Source organism: Sneathiella sedimenti, assembly GCF_017313765.1.
Taxonomy (GTDB): domain Bacteria; phylum Pseudomonadota; class Alphaproteobacteria; order Sneathiellales; family Sneathiellaceae; genus Sneathiella; species Sneathiella sedimenti.
Genome location: NZ_JAFLNC010000002.1, coordinates 314,505 through 335,459 on the forward strand (window position 1 = coordinate 314,505; position 20,955 = coordinate 335,459).

Consider the following 20,955-nt stretch of genomic DNA (forward strand, 5'->3'; position numbering starts at 1 on the left):
ATCTGCTCTTGTCTAAATATCGAAAGAGACACCCTGGGCGAGGGGGAGTTCCTTGGAATAGTTGATGGTGTTGGTCGCGCGGCGCATATAGCCCTTCCACGCGTCCGATCCACTCTCGCGGCCGCCACCGGTTTCCTTCTCGCCACCGAAGGCACCGCCGATTTCTGCACCTGAAGTTGCGATGTTGACATTGGCGATGCCGCAGTCAGATCCGGCGGCGCTCAGGAACAGTTCTGCCTCCTGCATATCCAGGGTGAAGATGCAGGACGACAGACCAGCCCCCACCTCGTTATGCCAGTGAATTGCATCTTCCAGCCAGTCATATTTAACGACATAAAGAATGGGCGCAAAAGTCTCCTGCAGGACAATGCCCTCATGCTTTGGCATTTCCACCAGAGCCGGCCGGGCATAATAGGCGTTGGGATGCCCGTTCTCCACCCGTTCGCCGCCTGTAACCTCACCCCCGGCGTTCGTTGCGGCAGCAAGGGCCTTTTGCATCTGGTCAAAGGCCTGCTTGTCGATCAGGGGCCCGACAAGTGACTCGGTCGTCAGTGGGTTGCCGACGGAAACTGACTGGTAGGCTTTTTGGAGACCTGGTACCACCTTGTCATAAACGGAGGAATGCACGAACAGGCGCCGTAAAGTGGTGCAACGTTGTCCCGCCGTGCCCATCGCACCAAAGGCGACGGCGCGCAATGTCATGTCGATATCCGCGCTGGGGGTCACGATGCCGGCATTGTTTCCGCCGAGTTCCAGAATGACGCGACCAAATCTTTCGGCCACCTTGGGGCCGACAATCCGGCCCATCCGGGTTGAGCCAGTCGCGGAAATGAGGGCAACATCGGGGCTCTCGACTAGCGCTGCGCCAATATCTCCTGCGCCGATAATAAGGGAGAGAAGTCCGTCCGGGGCATCGTCGAAACGTTTCAGCGCGCGAGCCATGATGGCCATGCAGGCAAGGGCGGTCAACGGCGCCTTTTCAGAGGGTTTCCAGATCACCGGGTCGCCGCAGACAAGGGCGAGGGCCGTGTTCCAGGACCAGACGGCAACCGGGAAGTTAAAGGCGGAAATCACCCCAACCGGGCCCAGTGGATGCCATTGTTCCATCATCCGGTGGCCCGGGCGCTCCGTGGCGATCGTCAGGCCGTAAAGCTGCCGGGAAAGGCCGACGGCGAAATCACAGATATCTATCATCTCCTGAACTTCGCCCTCTCCCTCGGAGGGAATTTTGCCGACTTCGATCGACACGAGCCGGCCAAGATCCTGCTTTGATGTGCGCAATTCCTCGCCGAACAGCCGGACGAGTTCGCCGCGGTGCGGTGCGGGCACGGATCGCCAGATTGAAAAGGCCGCTTTTGCCTGTTTTATTTTCGCGGCGACATCTGCGGCGCTGTCGGTGGGGACGGCTGCAATTTGCTGCCCGGTCAGCGGGCTGGTGACGGCGAGATTTCCATTGGTAATGTCAGCATTGCTAACCCCTAGGCGCGCGAGTAGCTGGGTGGTTTCTTCAGCCATATGCATCGCATGTGTTCCTTCTTCAAAGCTGGACGTCAGGCGACCTTTGCGTCGCTTCCTGAATGTAGTTCTATCGTTTATTGGCGAGAGATTAAAGGGCGAGAATGGCTGGCGGCAATTTTTCGGAAATTACCGATGTCCTAGAATGGCACGGACAAGCTGATTGCACCAAATTCGTCGCTGCTGGTTTGGCCTTTGTATTCACGCGACCGAAAGACATGGGTGAAGGCAAGGCGCGCGGACTTGACTGTAAAGGCGACACCTACTTGCGCATCGGCGACGAGCGGTTCCTTGTCCACGCTGCGGCTGTCGGCCCATGTGTTGCCGTCCAGGAAGATATTTCTTGCAACCGCCCGCGCATCAAGGCCAGCGAAAAAATACAGCCCGAGATCGTTCTGTTGCTCAAAAAAACCGGAGCCGGGGAGGCCGGGCTGGATACGTGGCGGCCCATAATCATTGGGCAGGTTCCAGCCGAAGCGCATCGTGGCACCGGCGTTGGCATAGGTGTAGATATTTCCTAGAGCTCCGCCGATATGCGGCGTTGCATCAATGGAAAAGCCGTTGATTTCTGTCGACACGAGCGCTCGCCAGCTCCGTTGGTAGGTAAGGACCAGTCCGGGCTCATTTTTGAGTTGGGTATTCCAGCCTTGCGGTTCAGGGGAATGAACAATTTCATGAACGAATTTTTGGGTCTGCTCCGCGAAGGAGGCTGGGCCGACCATACCAAGCTGCAACTGGAGTTGATCGAGCTGCGTCTCGCCTGTTTCGACAACGATACCGACCGCGCCATAGAGCCAGCCCGCATAGGGGCGTTCATCCAGGGGCGGATCCTTGTCCGAGATATCATTTGGCGTGTACATATTCTGACCGATGGCATAGCTCGACCGGATCTTGCCATTCTCCGGGAAAAAGGGAAGAAGCCGCGCGGCCTTGAGGGCCCAAACCGGGGCATAATCCGGCTCAGACATCCAGGCTAACTGAATGCCATTCGTATAATCCCTGTCCAGCCCGAAAAACAAATCATTCTCAAGCACGAATGTAAATGTTCCGGAATCTGCTTCTTCTGCCTCGACTACGTCGTTGGCGACCGCCAGTGTGACTGGCGATGAGAGCAGGACAAGGGCAAATATGACGAGTCGGAGCGATTTCATACGCTGGTTTATCTTCAGATAATGGTTAGAATTTGTTCATATGGCTTCGCGCTTGTATCGAAGCCCCTTCACTTTGTCACGCAAAGAGATAGTCCGTCGTTATTTTGATCGTTCTGTCGCCGATGATTGGCCTATACTCCCAAAAAAAGCGCCGCGCGGTGCATGTAATCAAAAAAATAAAGCAAGAAAACGAAAGGACAGGGAATGGCTCAACTTACGATCGACCGACAGGACAACATCGGCATCATTCGATTCAGCAATCCGCCATATGGATATATGGATGGCGAGACGGAAAGTGAGCTCGATGCGGCTCTGACGGCCGTAGAAGACGATCCAGAGATACAGGCGGTTATCATCACCGGCGCCGACAAGGATGTCTTTATCCGTCATTATGACGTCGGGGTCCTTTACCAGCGGAGCAAGGCAATGGCGGACCGCGGCCTTACCTTTGATCCCGCGCGCCCCGTGCCGGAATCCACGATCCACAAATGCTATCGGCGAATTGAAGCCATGAGAAAGCCCTTTATTGCGGCGGTTAACGGCACGGCAATGGGCGGCGGTTTCGAGCTCGCGCTTGCCTGTGATATCCGGATTGTAAAGGATGGCCCCTATGATCTGGGATTGCCCGAGGTCAACCTCGGCATTCTGCCGGGTGCGGGCGGAACCCAGCGATTAACCAGGCTTGTCGGCAGGGCCAAGGCGTTGGAGCTTATGTTGCTGGGGCAAACCCTGACCCCAAAAGGGGCTTTGGAATTTGGCCTGGCCAGTTTTTGTGTAAAGGGAGATGTAATGAAGAAAGCGCTGGAAGTTGCATCCCTTTTAACTGCCCGCTCTTCCCGCGCTGTCGGGCATATCAAGGACCTGGTTCAGGGGATTGATAACCGGTCAATAGAAGAGGGCTTCGCAAGAGAGCGGACGCTGTTTTGCGACCTGATGGTCGATGCAAGGGGGCTGGAGGAAATGGGTAAAATGGCGACGGGGATACGCGATATTCGCGATCCGGCACTGGCGCATCTTAAAACAAATTGAGCCGGGATGTGGCAATAAGCTAAGCTATGGCAACAGTACAATAAGAACTAAGGCAACGTCAGTATGGGAGGTGACGATGGATTTGGGACAGTTCAACCGCGATTATACATCGGCGGTAAAGGATTATCATCTTGATATTCCAATTGATTTTAATTTCGCATTTGATGTTATCGACAAGAGGGGAGCGGGCAAGGATGGCGTTGCCGTCATTGCCGTGTCGCGCGACGGGGAAACGATAAAGGAAATTACCTATTCTGACTATGCTGCAGAGTCCGCACGTCTTGCCAATGCATTTCTGTCTCTGGGTATCACGAAAGGCGACTTCGGCTGCCTGGTAATAGGCCGAATCCCGGAATGGTATACCGTTCTGTTTGCCTGCATGAAAGTCGGGGCTATCTCGATGCCGGGGACAAATCTTCTGACTGCCAAGGATATTTCCTATCGGGTGCAGCGATCCAAAGCGCGCTTTGTGATCGTCACGCCGGAACATTGCGAGAAAGTGGAAGCTGTTCGCAGCGAGTGTCCGACCCTGGAGCATTTTATTGTCGTCGGTGGCACGCATCCGGGATGGCTATCGTTTGATGAATTGGTCGCAAACGCCTCGCCGATACTGGAACGCAAGGACGCGCCGCCGACCGTTGCCTCCGACATGATGATGGCCTATTTCACTTCCGGCACAACCTCCATGCCGAAAATGGTGCCGCGGGATTTTGGATATGCGTTGGCGCATGTGGCCACAGCGCTCTTCTGGATGGATCTGCGGGAAGGCGATGTGCACTGGACCTTAACGGATACGGGTTGGGCGAAGGCTGCATGGGGCCTGTTGTTTCCGCCGCTTCTCGCGGGCGCAAAAGTGGTGCTCTATGATGGGGAAGGGGCATTCGATGTTGATTTTCATCTAAAGATGATCAAGCGATTGAAGGTTTCCACATTCTGTGCGCCGCCGACTATCTATCGATTGTTCGCGCAACAGGAACTTGATGGATATGATTTGTCGTCGCTTCGCCGCTCCTTGGGCGCCGGGGAGCCGCTGAACCCCGAAGTCATACGCTACTGGCAGAAACATACCGGCAATGTTATCGCGGACGGCTATGGCCAGACTGAAACAATCAATATTGTGGGAAATTTTCCGGGGATGGAAACCCGTTTCGGGTCCATGGGAAAGCCGGTCCCGGGTTTTGATATTGATATCATTGATGATGACGGCAACCGCCAGCCCGATGGGGAGGTCGGCCATATCGCGATCCGTGCAACAGAAGGTGACTGGCCGCCCGGCCTGTTCGAGGGTTATTACACCGGCGGCGAGCCGGATACAGCATCGTTCCGTCATGGCTGGTATTTTACCGGGGATACGGCCCGACGCGATGCGGATGGCTATATCTGGTTTGAAGGGCGGGCGGATGACCTGATCAGTTCCGGTGCCTACCGGATCAGCCCGTTCGAGGTGGAGAGTGCCCTTCTGGAACATCCGCAAGTTGTCGAGAGTGCGGTGATAGGTATTCCGGATGAGACGCGCGGCCAGCTGGTCAAGGCCTATATCATCCTCAAAAACCCGGAGAAGGCGGGGCCCGATCTCGTTGCCGATATCCAGGATTTCTGCAAGAAGCTGACGGCCCCCTACAAATATCCCCGGCGCATCGAATTCGTGGACAGTTTACCGAAAACCATCTCTGGCAAGATACGCCGGGTTGAGCTTCGCGAAGAAAATTAAATTAAGTGGAGGTGGCGCAGGTTACTCCCGCGCCATTTCCGCCTTGCCCACGCCTTCACCATCGAGGGTTTGTGTTCCCATATGCACCGTCACCTTACGCAGGAAACCGTCAAACTCGAAGGGGGAGTTATAATCGCCAACCGGATTGCCGCGATCCCGCCCGATATCGAGGCCGGACCAGGAAATCAGCATGAAGAAGCCGAGATGGCTCTCGACCGATCCGGCATCCTCACCATCGATGGTGAGGGTATAGCGGCTTCGGCCCATTCCGGTGCCCATGCGCGGCTTTTCTTCCTTTGTCAGACGATCAACGCGAAGGCCAAGAAGATGCCGTCCTTTAGAGACTTTCCTGTCTGACTGGATTACGACATGTTCGCCGCCAATATTCAGGTCATGAACAAGATGGCCGTCCTTCATATAAAGACTGTAGCCTGATGTTGTATCGCCATGGGCAATCAGGACGCCGTTGCTCTTTTCATTCAGGATATCGGCATCCGCCTCGATCCGATAATCGCGACTGCGAAGATCCGGTGCAACGTCAGATGGGATATGACCAACCCCGCGATGGAATATCGCAATGTTTCTATCCCCCTGAAGGCGTTCTGCATTTTCCGCAAACCGCGGCGCGAAGCGGTCATCCAGCGGGAGGACTTGGTTCTTTTCCGCTTCCTCCCACCAGCTCGCAATCATTTTCTCCAACCGTTCTGGCTGTTCCTTGGCCAGGTCCCGGCTTTCGGAGAAATCCTCATCGAGGTTATAAAGTTCCCAAGTGTCGTTTTCGAACGGTGTGCCCATCGGATGAAATGCAACCGCTTTCCAGCCGTTCTGCCAGATCCCGCGATGACCGAACATCTCAAAATACTGCGGTTTATCACGCGATGGGGCATCCGGATTGAACAGGCTTTCCTTGAAACTTTGCCCTTCAATCGGTTGCTGTGCGATCCCGTTCACTTCCTTCGGCGGCTCGATATCCAGAAGTTCCAGCAGGGTGGGCACTACGTCAGAACAATGGGCGAACTGATGACGCAGTTCTCCGCGGGCGGGAATGGCCTTTGGCCAACTGATGATAAGCGGATCGCGAATGCCGCCGCCATGGGTATTCTGTTTGTATCGTTTAAGCGGGGTATTTGCCGCCATGGCCCAGCCATGTGGAAAATTCGTATGGGTATCGGGGCCACCAATATCCTCGATACGGGCGAGTTTTTCCGCCATTGGCTCAGGGCGGAGGTTAAACGGTCCCATTGCATTGATCAGGCCGTTTCGGCCGCCTTCCTGGCTGGCGCCGTTATCCGAGAGGACAAGGATCAAGGTATTGTCCATCTGGCCGGTTTCCTCCAGGAATTCAACGATCCGCGCAATATGCTGATCTGTATGATCGAGCATACCGGCATAGGCCGATTGCAACCGGGTAAAGAGACGGCGCTCCTCAGGTCCGAATTCATCCCAGGCCTTAACCCCGTCATTGCGCGGCGGCATTTCCGTGTTTTCCGGCACGATCCCGAGTTCTTTCTGGCGCGCGAGACGGCGCGCGCGCTCCTTGTCCCAACCGCCTTCAAACATCGGGTCATAGCTTTTGATAATATCCTTCGGTGCCTGATGGGGGGCATGACAGGCACCGAAGGCGCACCAGAGAAGCCAGGGGGTTTTCTCCGCACCCGCCTGATGTTCGGCGAGCATGCGGATCGACTGATCCACAAGATCCTCCGTGAGGTGATAGCCGCTTTCATAGGTGCCCGGTATATCAATATGGGTGTTATCCCGCACCAATTCCGGGGCGTACTGATCTGTCTCGGCATCGAGAAATCCGTAAAAGCGATCGAAACCGCGACTAAGCGGCCAGCCATCAAATGGACCTGTCGGTCCGCTTTCATGGAGCGGATTTACATGCCATTTTCCGATCATATAGTTGCGATAGCCATTCGGGCGTAGCATCTCGGCGAGTGTCCCCGCGGTCTTGGCGATCTTGCCGCGATATCCGGGATAGCCGCTGTCGAAATTGGCAAGGCAGCCGACGCCTACCGAATGATGGTTCCGCCCGGTCAGGAGCGCGGCCCGCGTGGTGGAGCACATGGCCGTTGTATGAAAGCCGGTGTAGCGCACGCCCTTTTCAGCGAGTTTATCAATGGTGGGAGTTTTGATAGGAGAGCCATAGCAGCCGAAATCTGAAAATCCCACATCATCAAAAAGAATAACAAGAATATTCGGCGCACCTTCCGGTGCTTTTGGTGGTTCTGGCCAAAAAGGTTTATAGTCTTCCATTGATTTACTCCCATTCGCTTTGCGCGTTGTTTGTTATAGGTCGGGGCGTAAGGCAGGTGCTAAATCCGCACTGTTCCTGTCTTGCCAATCTTATCCAATGTCTTCCGGGCAATGTTAAGCTGATGTATCTGGCTTGTGCCTTCATAGAGACGGAACAGCCGGACATCGCGGTAGAAACGTTCAATGCTGCTGTAATCAGCGACATAGCCCGACCCACCAAATATCTGCACCGCCCGGTCGGCAATCCGGCCGCACATCTCGGTTGCAAAATATTTGCACATGGAGGCTTCCAGCGTGATATCCAGCCCTTCGTCGCGTTTACGGGCCGTATCGAGAATAAGGTTCCGCGCCGCAGCAACATCCACATGACTGTCGGCGATCATTGCCTGGATAAGCTGGAAGTCGCCGATGGGATGCCCGAATTGCTTCCGTTCAAGCGAGTACTTCGCCGCATCATCCAGCATCCGCATGGCCGGGCCGGTACTCAGGGCGGAAAGGTGAATGCGCTGCTTGTTGAGCGCCTTCATCGCAGTTTTGAAACCGACGCCCTCTTCACCACCTAAAAGACGATCAGGGGTGATCTCGCAATTCTCGAAATGTACTTCCGAGACGGGAGAACCCGATTGCCCCATCATCGTATAGGCGGGTCCAACGGTGAGGCCAGGGGTGGCCTTGTCCACCAGAAAGGCACTGATGCCGCTATGGGTGTCATCACTCGGGTCAGTACGTGCGAATACCGTGAAGAGGTCGGAGATCGGCGCGTTGGTGATGAAGGCCTTCGAGCCGTTCATGACATAATGATTGCCCTTCTTGACCGCGGTTGTGGTAAGTGCCGTCGCCTGTGATCCAGCCTCCCGTTCGGTCAATGCGAAACAGCCAACAATCTCGCCCGAGGCCAGCTTTGGAAGATATTTTCTCTTCTGCTCTTCCGTGCCATCGACAATCAGGGACTCACTGCCGATGCCAGTATTGCTGCCAACCCGCGCGCGATAGGCAACGGAACAGTAGGACAGCTCAAACGCCATCAGGACAAGTTCCTCTGTTGTCAGGCCGAGCCCGCCATATTCTTCCGGGATCGCCCAGGAAAAATAGCCGCGGGCCTGCATGTCATCGACCAGGTCCTGCGGTACCTCGTTGAGTTCCGCGACCCGGTCTTCATTCGGAATGGCGACTTTCTCCACCCAGTCACGAACCTCTAGGCGCTGTTTTTCCAGTTTTTCTTTATCACGAATCATGTGCTTGTCTCTTTTGATGGGGAAATAGGTTTGCGGGTCTCATTACCCCGCCAGAAGATTGCTCATATTCTTTAGGGCCGCGTTGCTCTCGGACACGAGGCGTTGCATAATTTCTTCGACCGTCATGAGCTCATTGAACCAGGCAATGCTCTGGCCGGTTGCCTCATAGATCAGCGGTTCGACTTCATGCTCGTTTATTCCGGCAATGATGTCGGCAGTCAGAACCTGCTGATAGGGCATTTTAAGGGGCTTGGGCGCGTCCGGCCTGTCCCATTCATCTGACCAGGCGGACTTGATAAGACGGCAGGACTTGCCGCTATGGCTGAGGGAGATAGTGGTATCGAGACTATCCGCTTTGAGTAACTTGTTCAGCAACGCATCACAAAGTGCATGTTCTTTCGAGGCAAGCCACGCGGTCCCGAGCCATACCCCTTGCGCACCAAGACCGAAGGAGGCTGCGATATGCCGCCCATGGCCGACACCACCAGCCGCCAGAACAGGAATATCACCAGCAACATCAACAACCTGCGGGACGAGGGAAAAGGTACCAATCGGGCCGGTATGGCCCCCTGCGTCATATCCTTGCGCGACGATCACATCAACGCCCGCCGCTTTCGCCTTTTCCGCGTGTCGCGGCGCCCCAACAAGGGAGAAGGTAATCTTGCCGTACTTCTTGGCGCGCTTGATCATTTCCGCGGGCATGCCGACGGCGGAGGCAAAGCTATGGGCATCTGATTCGAGTGTTGCCGCCAGCTGTTCCTCGAACAACTGCTGCGACCGGATTTGCGAGGAAAAGAAGGTCGGCTTTGTCGCCGGCGGGACTTTGTACTTTTCCGTGAGTTCCTGAACGAACTTCTTATGCTCTTCGGGCAGGTTAGATTTCGTGCCATCGCGATCAGTATCGTCACCAACGGTAGTTGGCAGCATCAGGTCAATGCCGAAGGGAAGATCGCCAAGCTCTTCCTTCATGATGCGGGCAATTTCCGCGATTTCGTCGGGCATGCTGCGTGCCGCGCCGAAAACCGGATATCCACCCGCTTTACCCAGTGCCACCATGACATCAATATCATGAGCCAAACCAAAGATCGGATACCGGATTCCCATTTTTTCGCATATCGGTGACGTCAAGGCCATGATTTCATCCTTCTTTTTATTGTTGAATCAGGTTCCGAAGATGTTGAACTGACGCAGATTCTCCGCGACCGCCGCAAGACGCGGCGCGAGGTCATTCTCTATTTCATCCTTGCGCCCACGATAGGCGGGGATACCGCAGGAAATGGTAACGTCAAGTCCATCCGATGTCCGCCCAACGGGGGCGGACATTGCGTAGATAGTTTCGCGCCATTCCCCGTAAGAGGTACAGAAACCGTATTTTTGGCAATTCTCGATGGCGCTGTTTATTCTGTCTTTGCAGCGTTCCAGGGCACCGGGGTAGGCGCTTTCAACTTCGAGATATTTTTCAGCCCGTTCTTCGTCCGAGAGCAACGATAATAATGAGCGGCCTGTCGCCGAATCCGCAACCGGAACAGTCATCCCCATTTCCGGGACATGAGGAAAATTGGTGATATCGCCGATAGTCTGGATATAAACCGCGTCGGCACCGTTAAAGACCGCCAGAGAGACGTTACCTTTGGAAAAGTCCGCATAATCCTGCATCAGGTTGACGGCTTGTCGTCTCCATTTCATATGGGACAGTATGGGATAGGAAAGGGCAAGCAGTCCCGGAGCGAGCTTAAATCCGCCTTGCGGGTCACGCCTGAGGTAGCGCAACGCTATCAATGTCTTGCAAAGCCGTGACACCGTTGCCTTGTTAATGCCAATCCGGGTCGCGATTTGCGCGTTCGTGAGCGTTTGTGTCCCGTCGAGAAAACAGGCAAGGATATCCAGTCCCCGAATAAGGGTCGTTGAAAGTGAACTATCGCCATCGACCATTTCATCCACAGGAATGTGCCGTCTTTCGACGCGGTCAATCAGGTTAATGTGTTCACGGCTCATATAATGCCTCTTTCCCGGTAACTGTTGATTTCCTCTTTAGTCATGCCCAATAGTTTCTTGAAAACTGCGTCATTGTCCGCACCGAGTTCCTTTGCCGTCCATTTAACCTTCCCTGGATTCCGGACGAACTTTGGAACGACATTCTGCAGCCGGACGGAACCGAAATCCTCATCGGGAACGCTGGTTATCGCTTCACGCGCCTGATACTGAGGGTCATTGAATATCTGCTCAACAGAATAGATTGGCGCGATAGTGCCCTTGGCCTTGGAAAACGCATCCAATACTTCTTCGAGGGTATGGGAAGAGATAAAGCTACCAAATATTTTATCAAGTTCTTTAGCGTTTTGAACGCGCAGGCCGTTGTTGGCATAGCGGGGGTCATCGGCGAGTTCTGGCCGACCGACCGCAGTTGCATTTCCCTTAAAGGTAGCGTTCGTGCTGCCGGCAAGGGAAACGTATTTTTTGTCGCTCGTCAGATAGACATCCGACGGCGCAGAGTACTGATTGCGATTGCCGCTGCGTCCGCGTACGACGCCGAGCTGGTCATACTCAATGGCAAGGAAGTCGAGAAGCCGGAAGGTTGCTTCCGTGAGGGAGAGGTCAATCTCTTCACCCTTCGCCGATTCATCGCCCTTTATCTTATAAACTGCCGCCAATATGGCCATGGCACCGAACACGCCGCCAAAGGCATCTGAAATAGGATAACCGGTATGAACGGGCGGCCGGTCTTCATCCCCTGTAATATGGGTGAGGCCCCCCATCGCTTCAAAGATCCGCGCAAATCCAGGCTGGCCGATATAGGGGCCTGTCTGGCCAAAAGCGGTAGTCCGCAACACGACGAGTTTCGGATTGGCCTGCCAAAGCGTCTCGATATCAAGACCCCACCGGTCGAGGGTGCCGGGTTTGAAATTCTCGATCAGAACATCAAACTCAGGCAACATTTTTAGGAGAAGGTCCGCCCCTTCCTTTTTCCGCAAGTCCAGCGTGCCGAACTGCTTGCCACGGTTCGCCGCCTTCCACCAGAGAGACTTACCATCCTTGAATGGAGGAAATCCGCGCATGCCGTCGCCTATACCGGGCAGCTCCAACTTGACGACATCTGCGCCCATATCAGCAAGCAAGGTGCCAGCGAAGGGAGCGGCGATAATCGTCGCAATATCAAGAATACGCAAGCCAGTAAGAGGGCCGGTTGGAATAGTGTCTGTCATGTATGTTTCCGACTTTTGTTTTTATTTTTGTACCTATTGACATCATTTGTTACTATATATAAAACAATGTCGTCAAACATAAAAATAATTAAAACGACGGGGACTAATGAATTTTAATTTAAGCCCGGAAGCTGAAGACATCAGGCTGCGCGCAGAGGACTTCTTTTCACAGGAAGTGTTGCCGCGCCACAGGGAGTGGGTTCAGACTGTTTGTCATGAGCGCAAGCCCGCGCTTTTCATCAAAGAAATTCAAGATAAGGCGAAAGAGCAGGGGCTGTGGAATCTGGCCCTTCCTCAACTGGCGGAAGACGAGCCGGGAACACGGCTGACCAACCTGGAATTTGCGCCGATTGCGGAGATATTGGGGCGGCTTCCCTGGGGCTCGATGGTGTTTAACTGCCATGCGCCGGAAGTGCCGAATATGGCGATGCTGCAGGCTCTCGCCACGCCGGAACAGAAAGAAAAATGGCTGTGGCCTTTGCTCAATTCGGAGACCCGGTCGTCGTTCGCGATGACGGAACCGGATGTCGCTTCGTCCGATGCAACGAATATTGCGACTGAAATCCGTGAAGAAGGGGATGAGCTTGTTCTGAACGGCCGCAAATGGTTTGCGACCGGTGGCGCACATCCCGATTGTTCCTTCCTGATTGTGATGGGGATATCAGATCCTGATGCCGGCCGGACAGGGCAGCATAGTATGGTGATCGTGCCTATCGGAACGCCCGGCCTGACGTTGGTGCGTCACTTGCGCTTTATGGGTTGGGAGGATTTCGTCGCGCCGATCGGAGAGTTTGAACTCAAAAACGTCCGTGTTCCAAAGTCCAACCTGCTTGGTGAGCGGGGGCAAGGCTTCAAGGGGGCGCAAGTCCGGCTCGGTCCGGCACGCATACATCATGCCATGCGGTGCATTGGCATGGCGGAGATGGTACTCGCTCAAATGGTGGCGCGCGCCCATGAGCGGAGAACTTTTGGACGGCCGATTATCGAGTATGATACGGTCCAGAAATGGATAGCCGAAGCGCGCATTGATATCGATCTAAATCGCTTGTTTATCCATAAGGCGGCCTGGCTGCTGGATACCAGTCCGGACAGTAAAACCTGGCGAATTGTTTCGCAAGTAAAGGTATCTGTACCGCGCATGCTCCAGAAAGTGACGGATCGCGCGGTCCAGTTGTTTGGCGCCATGGGGGGGACGGATGATACCTTAATTCATCATGCCCATTCGTATGCTCGCTGGTTTCGTATCGGTGACGGCCCGGATGAGGTGCATCTGAGACAGATTTTCAAGACTGAGCCAGTTCCGGAATGGACAATTGCCGACTGCCCCTACATTGCTCCGGGCGGATTTTAGGAAAAGAGGAGAGTTTTGTGAGCTTGAATTTTAAATCCCTCGTTTCCTGGGCGGTCGCGCTGATAGGTGTCGTGCTCGCATTACAGGCAATCTATGTCGCGATTTCAGGTGGTTGGGACATTACTTACGGTCGGTCATGGATCCTGTGCGGAGCCGTGATTATCGCACTGCTTGGCAACCCGCTGGCGGAGCGAGTAACCCATATGCAAGGGGCGATGAGCCGACTCCCGGCGTGGTTTCTCTGGGGCATTGATCTGATCCTGATTGCTGTTTTCGTCTACGGGACGACGAAGTTTATTGATATTCAGATCCTCATCGAAGAAACCATATTCGAGTATGAATCGATAGATATCTGGGCCGCTTTTGCGGCCGTTGTTGTGCTGTTGGAGGCAACGCGCCGTCTTTTCGGCCTGCCAATCGTCATCATAGCTTCGCTCGGTATTCTATATTGTCTTTATGGCCAGTACCTGCCGGGCTTCCTTAATCATTCAGGCTTCAGCCTTAACCGATCCATGCAGACGATCTGGTATAGCTTCCAGGGGGTCTATGGCCTGCCGATGGGGGTTGTCCTTCAAGTAGTACTGATCTTCGTGGTCTTCGGGGTTATTCTGGAAAGCACGGGCGCGAGCGATGCGCTGATCCGCGCGTCCGTCGCACTGACCGGAAAAACGCGGGGAGGGCCCGCCCATTCCGCCGTTTTTGCCAGCGCCATCTTCGGCAGTATGTCGGGTAGTGTGACTGCAAATGTGGTCGGTACCGGATCCTTTACAATCCCCATGATCAAGCGCCGCGGTTTTTCGGCGCCTATGGCAGGTGGTATTGAGGCGGCAGCGTCGACCGGTGGCCAGATCGTCCCGCCCGTGATGGGCGCGGCCGCGTTCCTGATGGCGGACCTGACCGGAGAGGCCTATACAACGATCTGTATCGCAGCCCTTATTCCGGCATTGTTCTATTACGGATCACTGTTTGCTTCTATTACCATTCAGGCCGGCGCCGACGGCATCCAACCCTTGCCTGAGTCCGAACGGCCCCCATTGAACCGCAAAGACCTGCTGGCGTGCCTGATGTTTATCATACCAATTGGCATTATCGTCTTTGTGCTGGTGATGGGACGATCTCCGGCGCTTGCCGGGTTCTGGGCAATTGTTGCCGCCGTTATTTTGGGTTCCTTTAACAAGAAAAACCGGGAAAACCCCTCTGTTATCTGGATTGCACTAGTGAAAGCAGGGAGATCCTGCGCCTGGATTATCGTGGCCGTCGGTTGTATTGGCGTCATTATCGGCGTTTTGAACCTGACCGGGCTTGGTATTTCTTTTGCGTCCGTCGTTGCGGAGTTCAGTGAATTCTCATTGATGGCGGCCTTGATAACAACTGCGCTGGCGGCATTGGTTCTCGGGATGGGTATGCCGACCTTGCCGGCGTACCTGATTATTATCCTGGTCCTCGGGCCGGTCATGCAAAGAATGGGTGCAGAACTTCTGGCGGCGCATATGTTCGTCTTCTATTTCGGCGTACTGTCCGCCATAACACCGCCGGTGGCCATTGGTGCCTTTGCGGCGGCACCCATCGCAAACGCCCATCCTTTTACGACGGCTGTCTACGCCGTGCGACTGGCACTTGTTGGTTTCATTATCCCGTTTATCTTCATTTATGAACCTTCATTATTGCTGGTCGGCTCATTTGACTTAGTGAGCTTCATAAGGGTTGCCATATGCCTGGCTATTGCGATCTGGCTCATAAATACGGCGTTGATTGGGTATGAACGACAGGAACTGGCGAAGCCGGAAAGAATATTGCGAGGAATCGCGGGGGCCGGATTGCTCATCCAGATACCACCCTTGCAGATTGTCTTCCTGGTGATTGGCTTGTCGTTGATTACTTTCGGAACCCTCAGATCACGTCGTAAATTGCAAAGCTAGGAAGTGTTACCGTTTACCTAAAAGAAAAAAAAGGGAGAGAAGAATGAAAAGAAGAAACTTGCTTAAATCAATGGGGGTAGCCACCCTCGGCCTCGTGGCGACGCTATCGATTTCACATACCGCCAGCGCCGCGGAATCGTTTAAAATGGCATCACTCGGTGCTGCAAATTCAACGACGACATTCTCCATTGCGGCGATTGAAATTCTGAAAAAGGCCTATGGGTATAAAATCCAGCTTCAGACAGGTGCACCGGCGACACGTCAGGCTGTGGATGCGGCGAAGAAGGATCTTGATCTGTTCGTGACCGCTGTTTCGATCAACCATTTCATGAAAACCGGCACCAGAATGTATGCCAAAATGGAAGACTCGAAAGAGCTTTTCAGCGAACTTCGTGGTCTCCTGAACTATCCGATCGGGCCATATCATGCGGTTGTCTGGGCGGATTCCGGTATTAAATCGTTCGCGGATTTAAAGGGAAAGCGCGTCTTTACCGGTCCTCCTTCAGGTGCCGCACGGACTGTTTCTCAGCAGATTATTAAAGGTTCAACCGGCTATGAACCGAAAAAGGATTATGAGGCTATCAATCTAGACTTTAATTCTGCATTGCAGGCTTTCCAGGATAGGCAGGTTGACGCATATTTCGTTCCAACTTCTGTTCCGAGCCCGCAGATGGCCCAACTCGCGACAATCGCACCTATCCGGATTCTCGGTATTCCTGACTCAGCACTCGAGTCTGACGAGATGAAAGCTGCGTCGAGCTTGCCGGGTCGTGAGTTCATTATGTTGCCAAAGGGTTTGTATGAAAACCTCGTCAATGAAACCGACGTGCGTGTCCTGAACTCGCTGGTTGGTCTTGGTACCAACAAATGGATGAGCGAAGAGGATGCCTATAACATTACCAAGGCAATTCTCACGCATAATGCAGAATTGACACAGGCAGCTGCCTGGATGAAGGTCATTACTCCAGAAAATGCCTTGAGCCAGATGAATATGCCGCTGCATATCGGTGCATATAAATACTACAAAGAAATCGGCATCGATGTTCCGGAAGATATCATTCCGCCGGAAGCAAAGTAAGGTTTCTCCCAGGGATTGTGCCGTGCCGCTCTTGAGAGCAGCGGCACAATCCGTGCCTTTTCCTATTACCTGACATCCCAAGAAAGACAAATAATGCGTGCGCTAATCTGCTCTGAGTATAACGGACCCACTTCACTCCAGGTTGCGGAAGCGGATAGGCCGGTTGCCGGCAAAGGCGAAGTACTAATTCAGGTTATCGCCGCGGGGATCAGTTTCGTCGATGTATTGATGAGCAGAAACAAGCACCAAAACAAGCATGAACCTCCCTTTTCCACGGGTATGGAAGTGGTCGGTACAGTAGCGGCCCTGGGGCCGGAAGTGACAGGTTTCAGTGTCGGGGACAGGGTTGCCGCGCTGGTATATGACGGGGGCCACGCGGAATATGTCTGTGCGAAATCATTTGAGATGTTCCCCCTGCCGGAAGGATGCGATCCTGTGCAGGCCGCCGCGGTTTTGTCAGTAGCTCTGACCTCAGAGCTGGCGCTGGTCGAGAAAGGCCAGATACAGCCGGGAGAGACAGTATTGATTTCTGGCGCGGCCGGCGGAGTAGGGCTCACGGGTGTGCAGCTTGCGAAATATCACGGGGCCAAGGTGATTGCCGCCGTGAGTGATAGCGCAAAAGCCGATGCCGCGCGGGCGGCGGGCGCAGATGCCGCACTTATTTATGGTCCGGATTTGCGCGATCGCGTGAAAGAGGCCAATGAGGGACGGGACGTTGATATTGTCCTTGATCCGGTCGGTGGAGAGTTTGCCGAAACGGCGGCCCATTGTCTCGACTGGGACGGACAGTACCTGATTATTGGTTTCGCAGGCGGGGGAATCCCAACCTTCGCCGCCAACCGGCTGCTGGTCAAGAATAGATCCGTTCATGGCATGGTGCTTGGTTATTATCGCTGGCACAAGCCCGCCCGCCTCGCCCTTGCGGCAGAGGTTGTTCTTGACGCCGTCGCAAAAGGCGCCCTTAAAGTACCGACACAACCGCTTGATGATCTGGCGGCTGTCCCGGGCGCGCTCGAACAGATTGAAAATCGGGCGATGATCGGCAAGGCGGTTGTAAGGCTGTCCTAGGTCCAGCCTGTATCAGGCGGTCGACTGTAACGGTTTTTCTTCCGGCTTCACCGGTTCGCCCTCAAAATCAATGCCGTCATATCCTGAAGCCGCCACGGTCCGCAGACGGGCCATATATTTAGGCGCGCCGCCGTTGTAGACGAGATGGCGGATATGCCCGGCTTCATGTCCCACAACATTAGAGTTGTAACCGGTGAACCAGGATTTGGCTTTCCGCATTAGCATGATCTTATACATTTCCACGACTTCCGCAGTCCATTCCTGCTCGGCGGCTTGCGATGCTTCAGCGCGGACATATCCGTGGTCCCACATATACTGCAAAAAATCCATCAGCCAGTTGACGCCGCATTCAATGCCCCGCGGATAATTGGTCGAGGCCGAACCGCTTTGCGGCCCATTCGGCATCAGCAGATTGGGAAACCCGTTAATCATCATGCCAAGGAATGTGGATGGTGCTTCAAACCATTTGTCTTTCAACTTGGCGCCACCAACTCCTTCGATGTCTATGTGGTCGAACGCGCCGGTCATGGCGTCAAATCCTGTGGAATAGATGATGACATCCAGATCATAGTCGCGGGCCATCGTACGCAGACCGGTTTCGGTAACCCGCTGGAGGGGGTCTTCCTGAATATCCACCAAATGGACATTCTCCTTGTTATAGGCCTCGAAATAATTTGTTTCCAGGGGAACGCGCTGTACGCCGAAGCCATGGTCCTTCGGAATCAGCTTATCCGCCGTGACAGGATCTTTCACGCGCTGGCGGATGCGGTCGGCGATATAGTCGGAAAATTCCGCGTTGGCTTTTTCATCCATGAAAATTTCTCGGAAATTGGAAAGCCAAATTCCGAAACCGCGCTCGTCATAGAGCTTGTCCCAGAGCGCCAGCCGTTCTTCGCGTGATACTTCATAAAAAGAGCGCCGGTCCGGTCGATGCAGAAATCCGCCCGGGGATTCATCGCAGGCCTTGAATATGTCATCATAACGGGTCCGGATATCGGCCATTTCCTCCTCGGAAATCTCGTCGTTATTCAACGGTGCACTCCAGTTTGGACGACGCTGGAAGACATGGAGTTCTCCCGCTTGCTCCGCAATCACCGGAATGATCTGAATGGCCGTTGCGCCGGTCCCGATGATGCCGACTTTCTTGCCGGTCAGGTCGATTCCGTCATGGGGCCAGTAATAGGTATGAAATGACTCGCCCTTGAAATCATCCTGGCCTTCAAGGTTAGGTAATGTCGGTTGGGAAAGAAGGCCCACCGCCATGATAACGAAGCGGCAGGAAAGGACGCGGCCGTCACTCACCCGCAATCGCCAGATCGCGTTTTTCTTCTCAAATTTCGCAGCTTCAACCTTGCAATTGAACTGCATATGGTCTCGCAGCTTGAACTTGTCCGCGACAAAATTGAGGTAGCGTAGGTTTTCGGGCTGACTCGAAAAATGTTCTTTCCAGTGCCATTCCTCCAGTACTTCCTTCGAAAAGGAATAGCCGTATGTATAGCTTTCTGAATCAAAACGTGCGCCGGGATAGCGATTGTTATACCAGGTTCCGCCGAGATCGCCGCTTCCCTCGAGCACTGTTGCCTTGACGCCAATATCAATGAGACGCTTAATCTGATATATGCCGGCGACACCTGCGCCGATAACAATGACTTCATAATCCGTTGTGAGGCTCTGGACCATGTTTTGCTCCTGGTCTTGATTATTATTTTCTGGCCGGATCGCAATCAACGATAAGCAGTTTCTTATATTAAAGATCAATAGTTCGATTGTCACAAGTCACTTTCGAACATTTTCGCGTCCTCGTTGGGTTTATTGACAGTGACATTTGAAGGAAATAATCAGATAATGAGATGCTACTTAAAGCTTTGTCGCCGAAAAAAGGATTAATAATGAAGGCGCAACACAACCCGGTTCCGCCTGGGGCGGAAGAATTTCTTGACCCTGCGGAGTTTGTCGACAGCAATTCGCGCGAAGTACATGACTTTGTCGCGTCAGCGTTAGAAGGCGTGGCCACAACTGCCTCCGACACCGAAAAAGCCGTCCGCCTGTTTGAGGCGGTGCGGGACGGTCTGCGTTATGACCCCTATCAGATTTCCCTGGATCCGGATGCCTATCGTGCAAGTCAGATTGCACAAGGAAACTCGGGATACTGCATTCCCAAGGCCGTCCTCTTGACGGCCTGTTTGCGGGCCGCGGGAATTCCGGCGGCTCTCGGTTTCGCGGATGTTCGCAACCATATAAATACGCCGAAGCTAACCGAATTGATGGGAACGGACCTGTTCATTTATCACGGCTATGTACAGGTCTGGCTGGACGGAAAAAGCTACAAAATTACTCCGGCCTTCAATATGGAACTTTGCGAGCGCTTCGGCGTGAAGCCGCTTCATTTTGACGGCAAATCAGATGCGCTTTTTCATGAATTCGATCAGAAGAATCAGCGACATATGGAATATGTGAATGATCGGGGGGTGTTCAAGGATATGCCGATCGATCAGTTTCTTCGTGATTTCCGCGCAGCCTACCCAAACATGATCACATATATAGAACGGGGCGAAATTCCGACTGCACCGGATGCCTTCACAGAATAATATTATTAAAAAAAGAGGAAATATCGGGATGACCGACCGTTACGCCGCCTATCACAAATTGAAGTTTGACTATCCTGCACCACGTGTTCTCCGGATTACCTTCAACCGTCCCGAAACCTTCAACTCTGTTGATGCAGAAACCCACACCCAGATCACCGATGTCTGGCGGGATATCGATCGTGATCCGGATATCAATTCCGTGATTGTGACGGGGGCGGGCAAGGCGTTTTCCGCGGGGGGCGACTTCGACATGATCGAAAATATGACCGGTAATATGGATGCGATCATGCGGACCTGGAAAGAGGCGAAAGACCTCGTCTATAACATTATCAATTGCAATAAGCCGATCATTTCAGCCATCAATGGCCCGGCGGCGGGGGCAGGGCTTGTCGTCGGCATTCTTGCCGATATATCCATTGCCGGAAAATCAGCAAAAATTGTCGATGGGCATCCGCGCCTGGGGGTTGCCGCGGGTGATGTGGCGGCGATTATCTGGCCGCTCCTCTGTGGCATGGCGAAGTCGAAATATTATCTTTTGACCTGCAAGGCGGTCAGCGGGGAAGAGGCCGACCGGATCGGGCTCGTCTCGATGTGTGTGGAAGATGAGGAGTTGCAGGAGACGGCACTCACGATCGCGACGGATCTGGCCAACGGGTCGCAGGCGTCCATTCGCTGGACCAAATACACGCTGAATAACTGGCTGCGGCAGGCGGGCCCAATTTTCGATGCGTCAACGGCTTTTGAAATGCTGGGTTTCATGAGCGAGGACGTGAAGGAAGGCGTTGCTTCTCATAGGGAGAAACGAGCGCCTAACTTCCGAAAAGATTGTCCTTTATAGAAGGATTTTG

16 protein-coding genes are annotated in these 20,955 nt (G+C 53.9%); 8 read left to right on the top strand and 8 right to left on the bottom strand.

Annotated features, from left to right (window positions below):
- Positions 1 to 12: 12 nt before the first annotated feature.
- Positions 13 to 1,521, bottom strand: coding sequence for an L-piperidine-6-carboxylate dehydrogenase (gene amaB, locus J0X12_RS06640; RefSeq protein WP_207043472.1), 1,509 nt, complete (start codon positions 1,519 to 1,521; stop codon positions 13 to 15).
- Between the two features lie 134 nt (positions 1,522 to 1,655).
- Positions 1,656 to 2,666, bottom strand: a complete 1,011-nt coding sequence (locus J0X12_RS06645; protein WP_207043474.1) for a lipid A deacylase LpxR family protein — start codon at positions 2,664 to 2,666, stop codon at positions 1,656 to 1,658.
- A 204-nt stretch (positions 2,667 to 2,870) separates the two neighbouring features.
- Between J0X12_RS06645 and J0X12_RS06650 the strand changes: the two genes are divergently transcribed.
- Positions 2,871 to 3,695, top strand: a complete 825-nt coding sequence (locus J0X12_RS06650) for an enoyl-CoA hydratase/isomerase family protein (protein ID WP_207043477.1) — start codon at positions 2,871 to 2,873, stop codon at positions 3,693 to 3,695.
- Between the two features lie 76 nt (positions 3,696 to 3,771).
- Positions 3,772 to 5,406: an acetate--CoA ligase gene (locus J0X12_RS06655; protein WP_207043478.1), complete on the top strand. Its 1,635-nt coding sequence runs from the start codon at positions 3,772 to 3,774 to the stop codon at positions 5,404 to 5,406.
- A 21-nt stretch (positions 5,407 to 5,427) separates the two neighbouring features.
- On the opposite strand, the gene J0X12_RS06660 is transcribed toward J0X12_RS06655, so the two are convergent.
- From J0X12_RS06660 to J0X12_RS06680, 5 genes are read right to left on the bottom strand one after another with little or no spacing between them, the layout of a single operon-like run.
- The gene (locus J0X12_RS06660; RefSeq protein ID WP_207043480.1) at positions 5,428 to 7,665 is read right to left on the bottom strand and encodes an arylsulfatase; all 2,238 of its coding nucleotides are present in this window, start codon (positions 7,663 to 7,665) and stop codon (positions 5,428 to 5,430) included.
- Positions 7,666 to 7,724: 59 nt separating this feature from the next.
- A complete protein-coding gene (locus J0X12_RS06665) occupies positions 7,725 to 8,900 on the bottom strand; it encodes an acyl-CoA dehydrogenase family protein (protein ID WP_207043481.1) in 1,176 nt (391 codons plus the stop codon).
- 42 nt (positions 8,901 to 8,942) lie between these two features.
- The gene (locus J0X12_RS06670) at positions 8,943 to 10,034 is read right to left on the bottom strand and encodes an NAD(P)H-dependent flavin oxidoreductase (protein WP_207043482.1); all 1,092 of its coding nucleotides are present in this window, start codon (positions 10,032 to 10,034) and stop codon (positions 8,943 to 8,945) included.
- A 27-nt stretch (positions 10,035 to 10,061) separates the two neighbouring features.
- Positions 10,062 to 10,895 carry an IclR family transcriptional regulator gene (locus tag J0X12_RS06675; protein WP_207043483.1) on the bottom strand — a complete coding sequence of 278 codons (834 nt, stop codon included), beginning with the start codon at positions 10,893 to 10,895 and terminating at the stop codon, positions 10,062 to 10,064.
- A complete protein-coding gene (locus tag J0X12_RS06680) occupies positions 10,892 to 12,103 on the bottom strand; it encodes a CaiB/BaiF CoA transferase family protein (protein ID WP_207043484.1) in 1,212 nt (403 codons plus the stop codon). Before J0X12_RS06680 ends, J0X12_RS06675 begins: the two co-directional genes overlap by 4 nt.
- A gap of 106 nt (positions 12,104 to 12,209) precedes the next feature.
- Here J0X12_RS06680 and J0X12_RS06685 point away from each other — a divergent pair, with 106 nt between their 5' ends.
- The 4 genes from J0X12_RS06685 (at position 12,210) to J0X12_RS06700 (ending at position 17,519) form a co-directional block, all read left to right on the top strand.
- Complete coding sequence (locus tag J0X12_RS06685; protein WP_207043486.1) at positions 12,210 to 13,454, top strand: acyl-CoA dehydrogenase family protein; 1,245 nt, start codon at positions 12,210 to 12,212, stop codon at positions 13,452 to 13,454.
- Positions 13,455 to 13,471: 17 nt separating this feature from the next.
- Positions 13,472 to 15,373, top strand: a complete 1,902-nt coding sequence (locus J0X12_RS06690; RefSeq protein WP_207043487.1) for a TRAP transporter permease — start codon at positions 13,472 to 13,474, stop codon at positions 15,371 to 15,373.
- Positions 15,374 to 15,416: 43 nt separating this feature from the next.
- Entirely contained in the window at positions 15,417 to 16,451 is a 1,035-nt protein-coding gene (locus tag J0X12_RS06695) for a TAXI family TRAP transporter solute-binding subunit (protein WP_207043488.1), read from the top strand.
- Between the two features lie 93 nt (positions 16,452 to 16,544).
- A complete protein-coding gene (locus J0X12_RS06700; protein ID WP_207043489.1) occupies positions 16,545 to 17,519 on the top strand; it encodes an NADPH:quinone oxidoreductase family protein in 975 nt (324 codons plus the stop codon).
- Between the two features lie 12 nt (positions 17,520 to 17,531).
- Here the strand turns inward: J0X12_RS06700 and J0X12_RS06705 are convergent, their stop codons facing one another.
- Positions 17,532 to 19,199 (bottom strand): flavin-containing monooxygenase, encoded by a 1,668-nt coding sequence (locus tag J0X12_RS06705; protein ID WP_207043490.1) that lies wholly within the window; start codon positions 19,197 to 19,199, stop codon positions 17,532 to 17,534.
- Between the two features lie 209 nt (positions 19,200 to 19,408).
- Between J0X12_RS06705 and J0X12_RS06710 the strand changes: the two genes are divergently transcribed.
- Positions 19,409 to 20,107 carry a transglutaminase-like domain-containing protein gene (locus tag J0X12_RS06710; protein WP_207043491.1) on the top strand — a complete coding sequence of 233 codons (699 nt, stop codon included), beginning with the start codon at positions 19,409 to 19,411 and terminating at the stop codon, positions 20,105 to 20,107.
- Positions 20,108 to 20,135: 28 nt separating this feature from the next.
- Complete coding sequence (locus J0X12_RS06715; RefSeq protein WP_207043493.1) at positions 20,136 to 20,945, top strand: enoyl-CoA hydratase/isomerase family protein; 810 nt, start codon at positions 20,136 to 20,138, stop codon at positions 20,943 to 20,945.
- Positions 20,946 to 20,955: the final 10 nt, after the last annotated feature.

Coding starts and splice junctions, on each gene's coding strand:
- J0X12_RS06675 (WP_207043483.1), bottom strand. CDS start 10,895: ATGAGCCGTGAACACATTAACCTGATTGACCGCGTCGAAAGACGGCAC.
- J0X12_RS06670 (WP_207043482.1), bottom strand. CDS start 10,034: ATGGCCTTGACGTCACCGATATGCGAAAAAATGGGAATCCGGTATCCG.
- J0X12_RS06685 (WP_207043486.1), top strand. CDS start 12,210: ATGAATTTTAATTTAAGCCCGGAAGCTGAAGACATCAGGCTGCGCGCA.
- J0X12_RS06645 (WP_207043474.1), bottom strand. CDS start 2,666: ATGAAATCGCTCCGACTCGTCATATTTGCCCTTGTCCTGCTCTCATCG.
- J0X12_RS06665 (WP_207043481.1), bottom strand. CDS start 8,900: ATGATTCGTGATAAAGAAAAACTGGAAAAACAGCGCCTAGAGGTTCGT.
- J0X12_RS06660 (WP_207043480.1), bottom strand. CDS start 7,665: ATGGAAGACTATAAACCTTTTTGGCCAGAACCACCAAAAGCACCGGAA.
- J0X12_RS06715 (WP_207043493.1), top strand. CDS start 20,136: ATGACCGACCGTTACGCCGCCTATCACAAATTGAAGTTTGACTATCCT.
- J0X12_RS06680 (WP_207043484.1), bottom strand. CDS start 12,103: ATGACAGACACTATTCCAACCGGCCCTCTTACTGGCTTGCGTATTCTT.
- amaB (WP_207043472.1), bottom strand. CDS start 1,521: ATGCATATGGCTGAAGAAACCACCCAGCTACTCGCGCGCCTAGGGGTT.
- J0X12_RS06650 (WP_207043477.1), top strand. CDS start 2,871: ATGGCTCAACTTACGATCGACCGACAGGACAACATCGGCATCATTCGA.
- J0X12_RS06705 (WP_207043490.1), bottom strand. CDS start 19,199: ATGGTCCAGAGCCTCACAACGGATTATGAAGTCATTGTTATCGGCGCA.
- J0X12_RS06655 (WP_207043478.1), top strand. CDS start 3,772: ATGGATTTGGGACAGTTCAACCGCGATTATACATCGGCGGTAAAGGAT.
- J0X12_RS06695 (WP_207043488.1), top strand. CDS start 15,417: ATGAAAAGAAGAAACTTGCTTAAATCAATGGGGGTAGCCACCCTCGGC.
- J0X12_RS06710 (WP_207043491.1), top strand. CDS start 19,409: ATGAAGGCGCAACACAACCCGGTTCCGCCTGGGGCGGAAGAATTTCTT.
- J0X12_RS06700 (WP_207043489.1), top strand. CDS start 16,545: ATGCGTGCGCTAATCTGCTCTGAGTATAACGGACCCACTTCACTCCAG.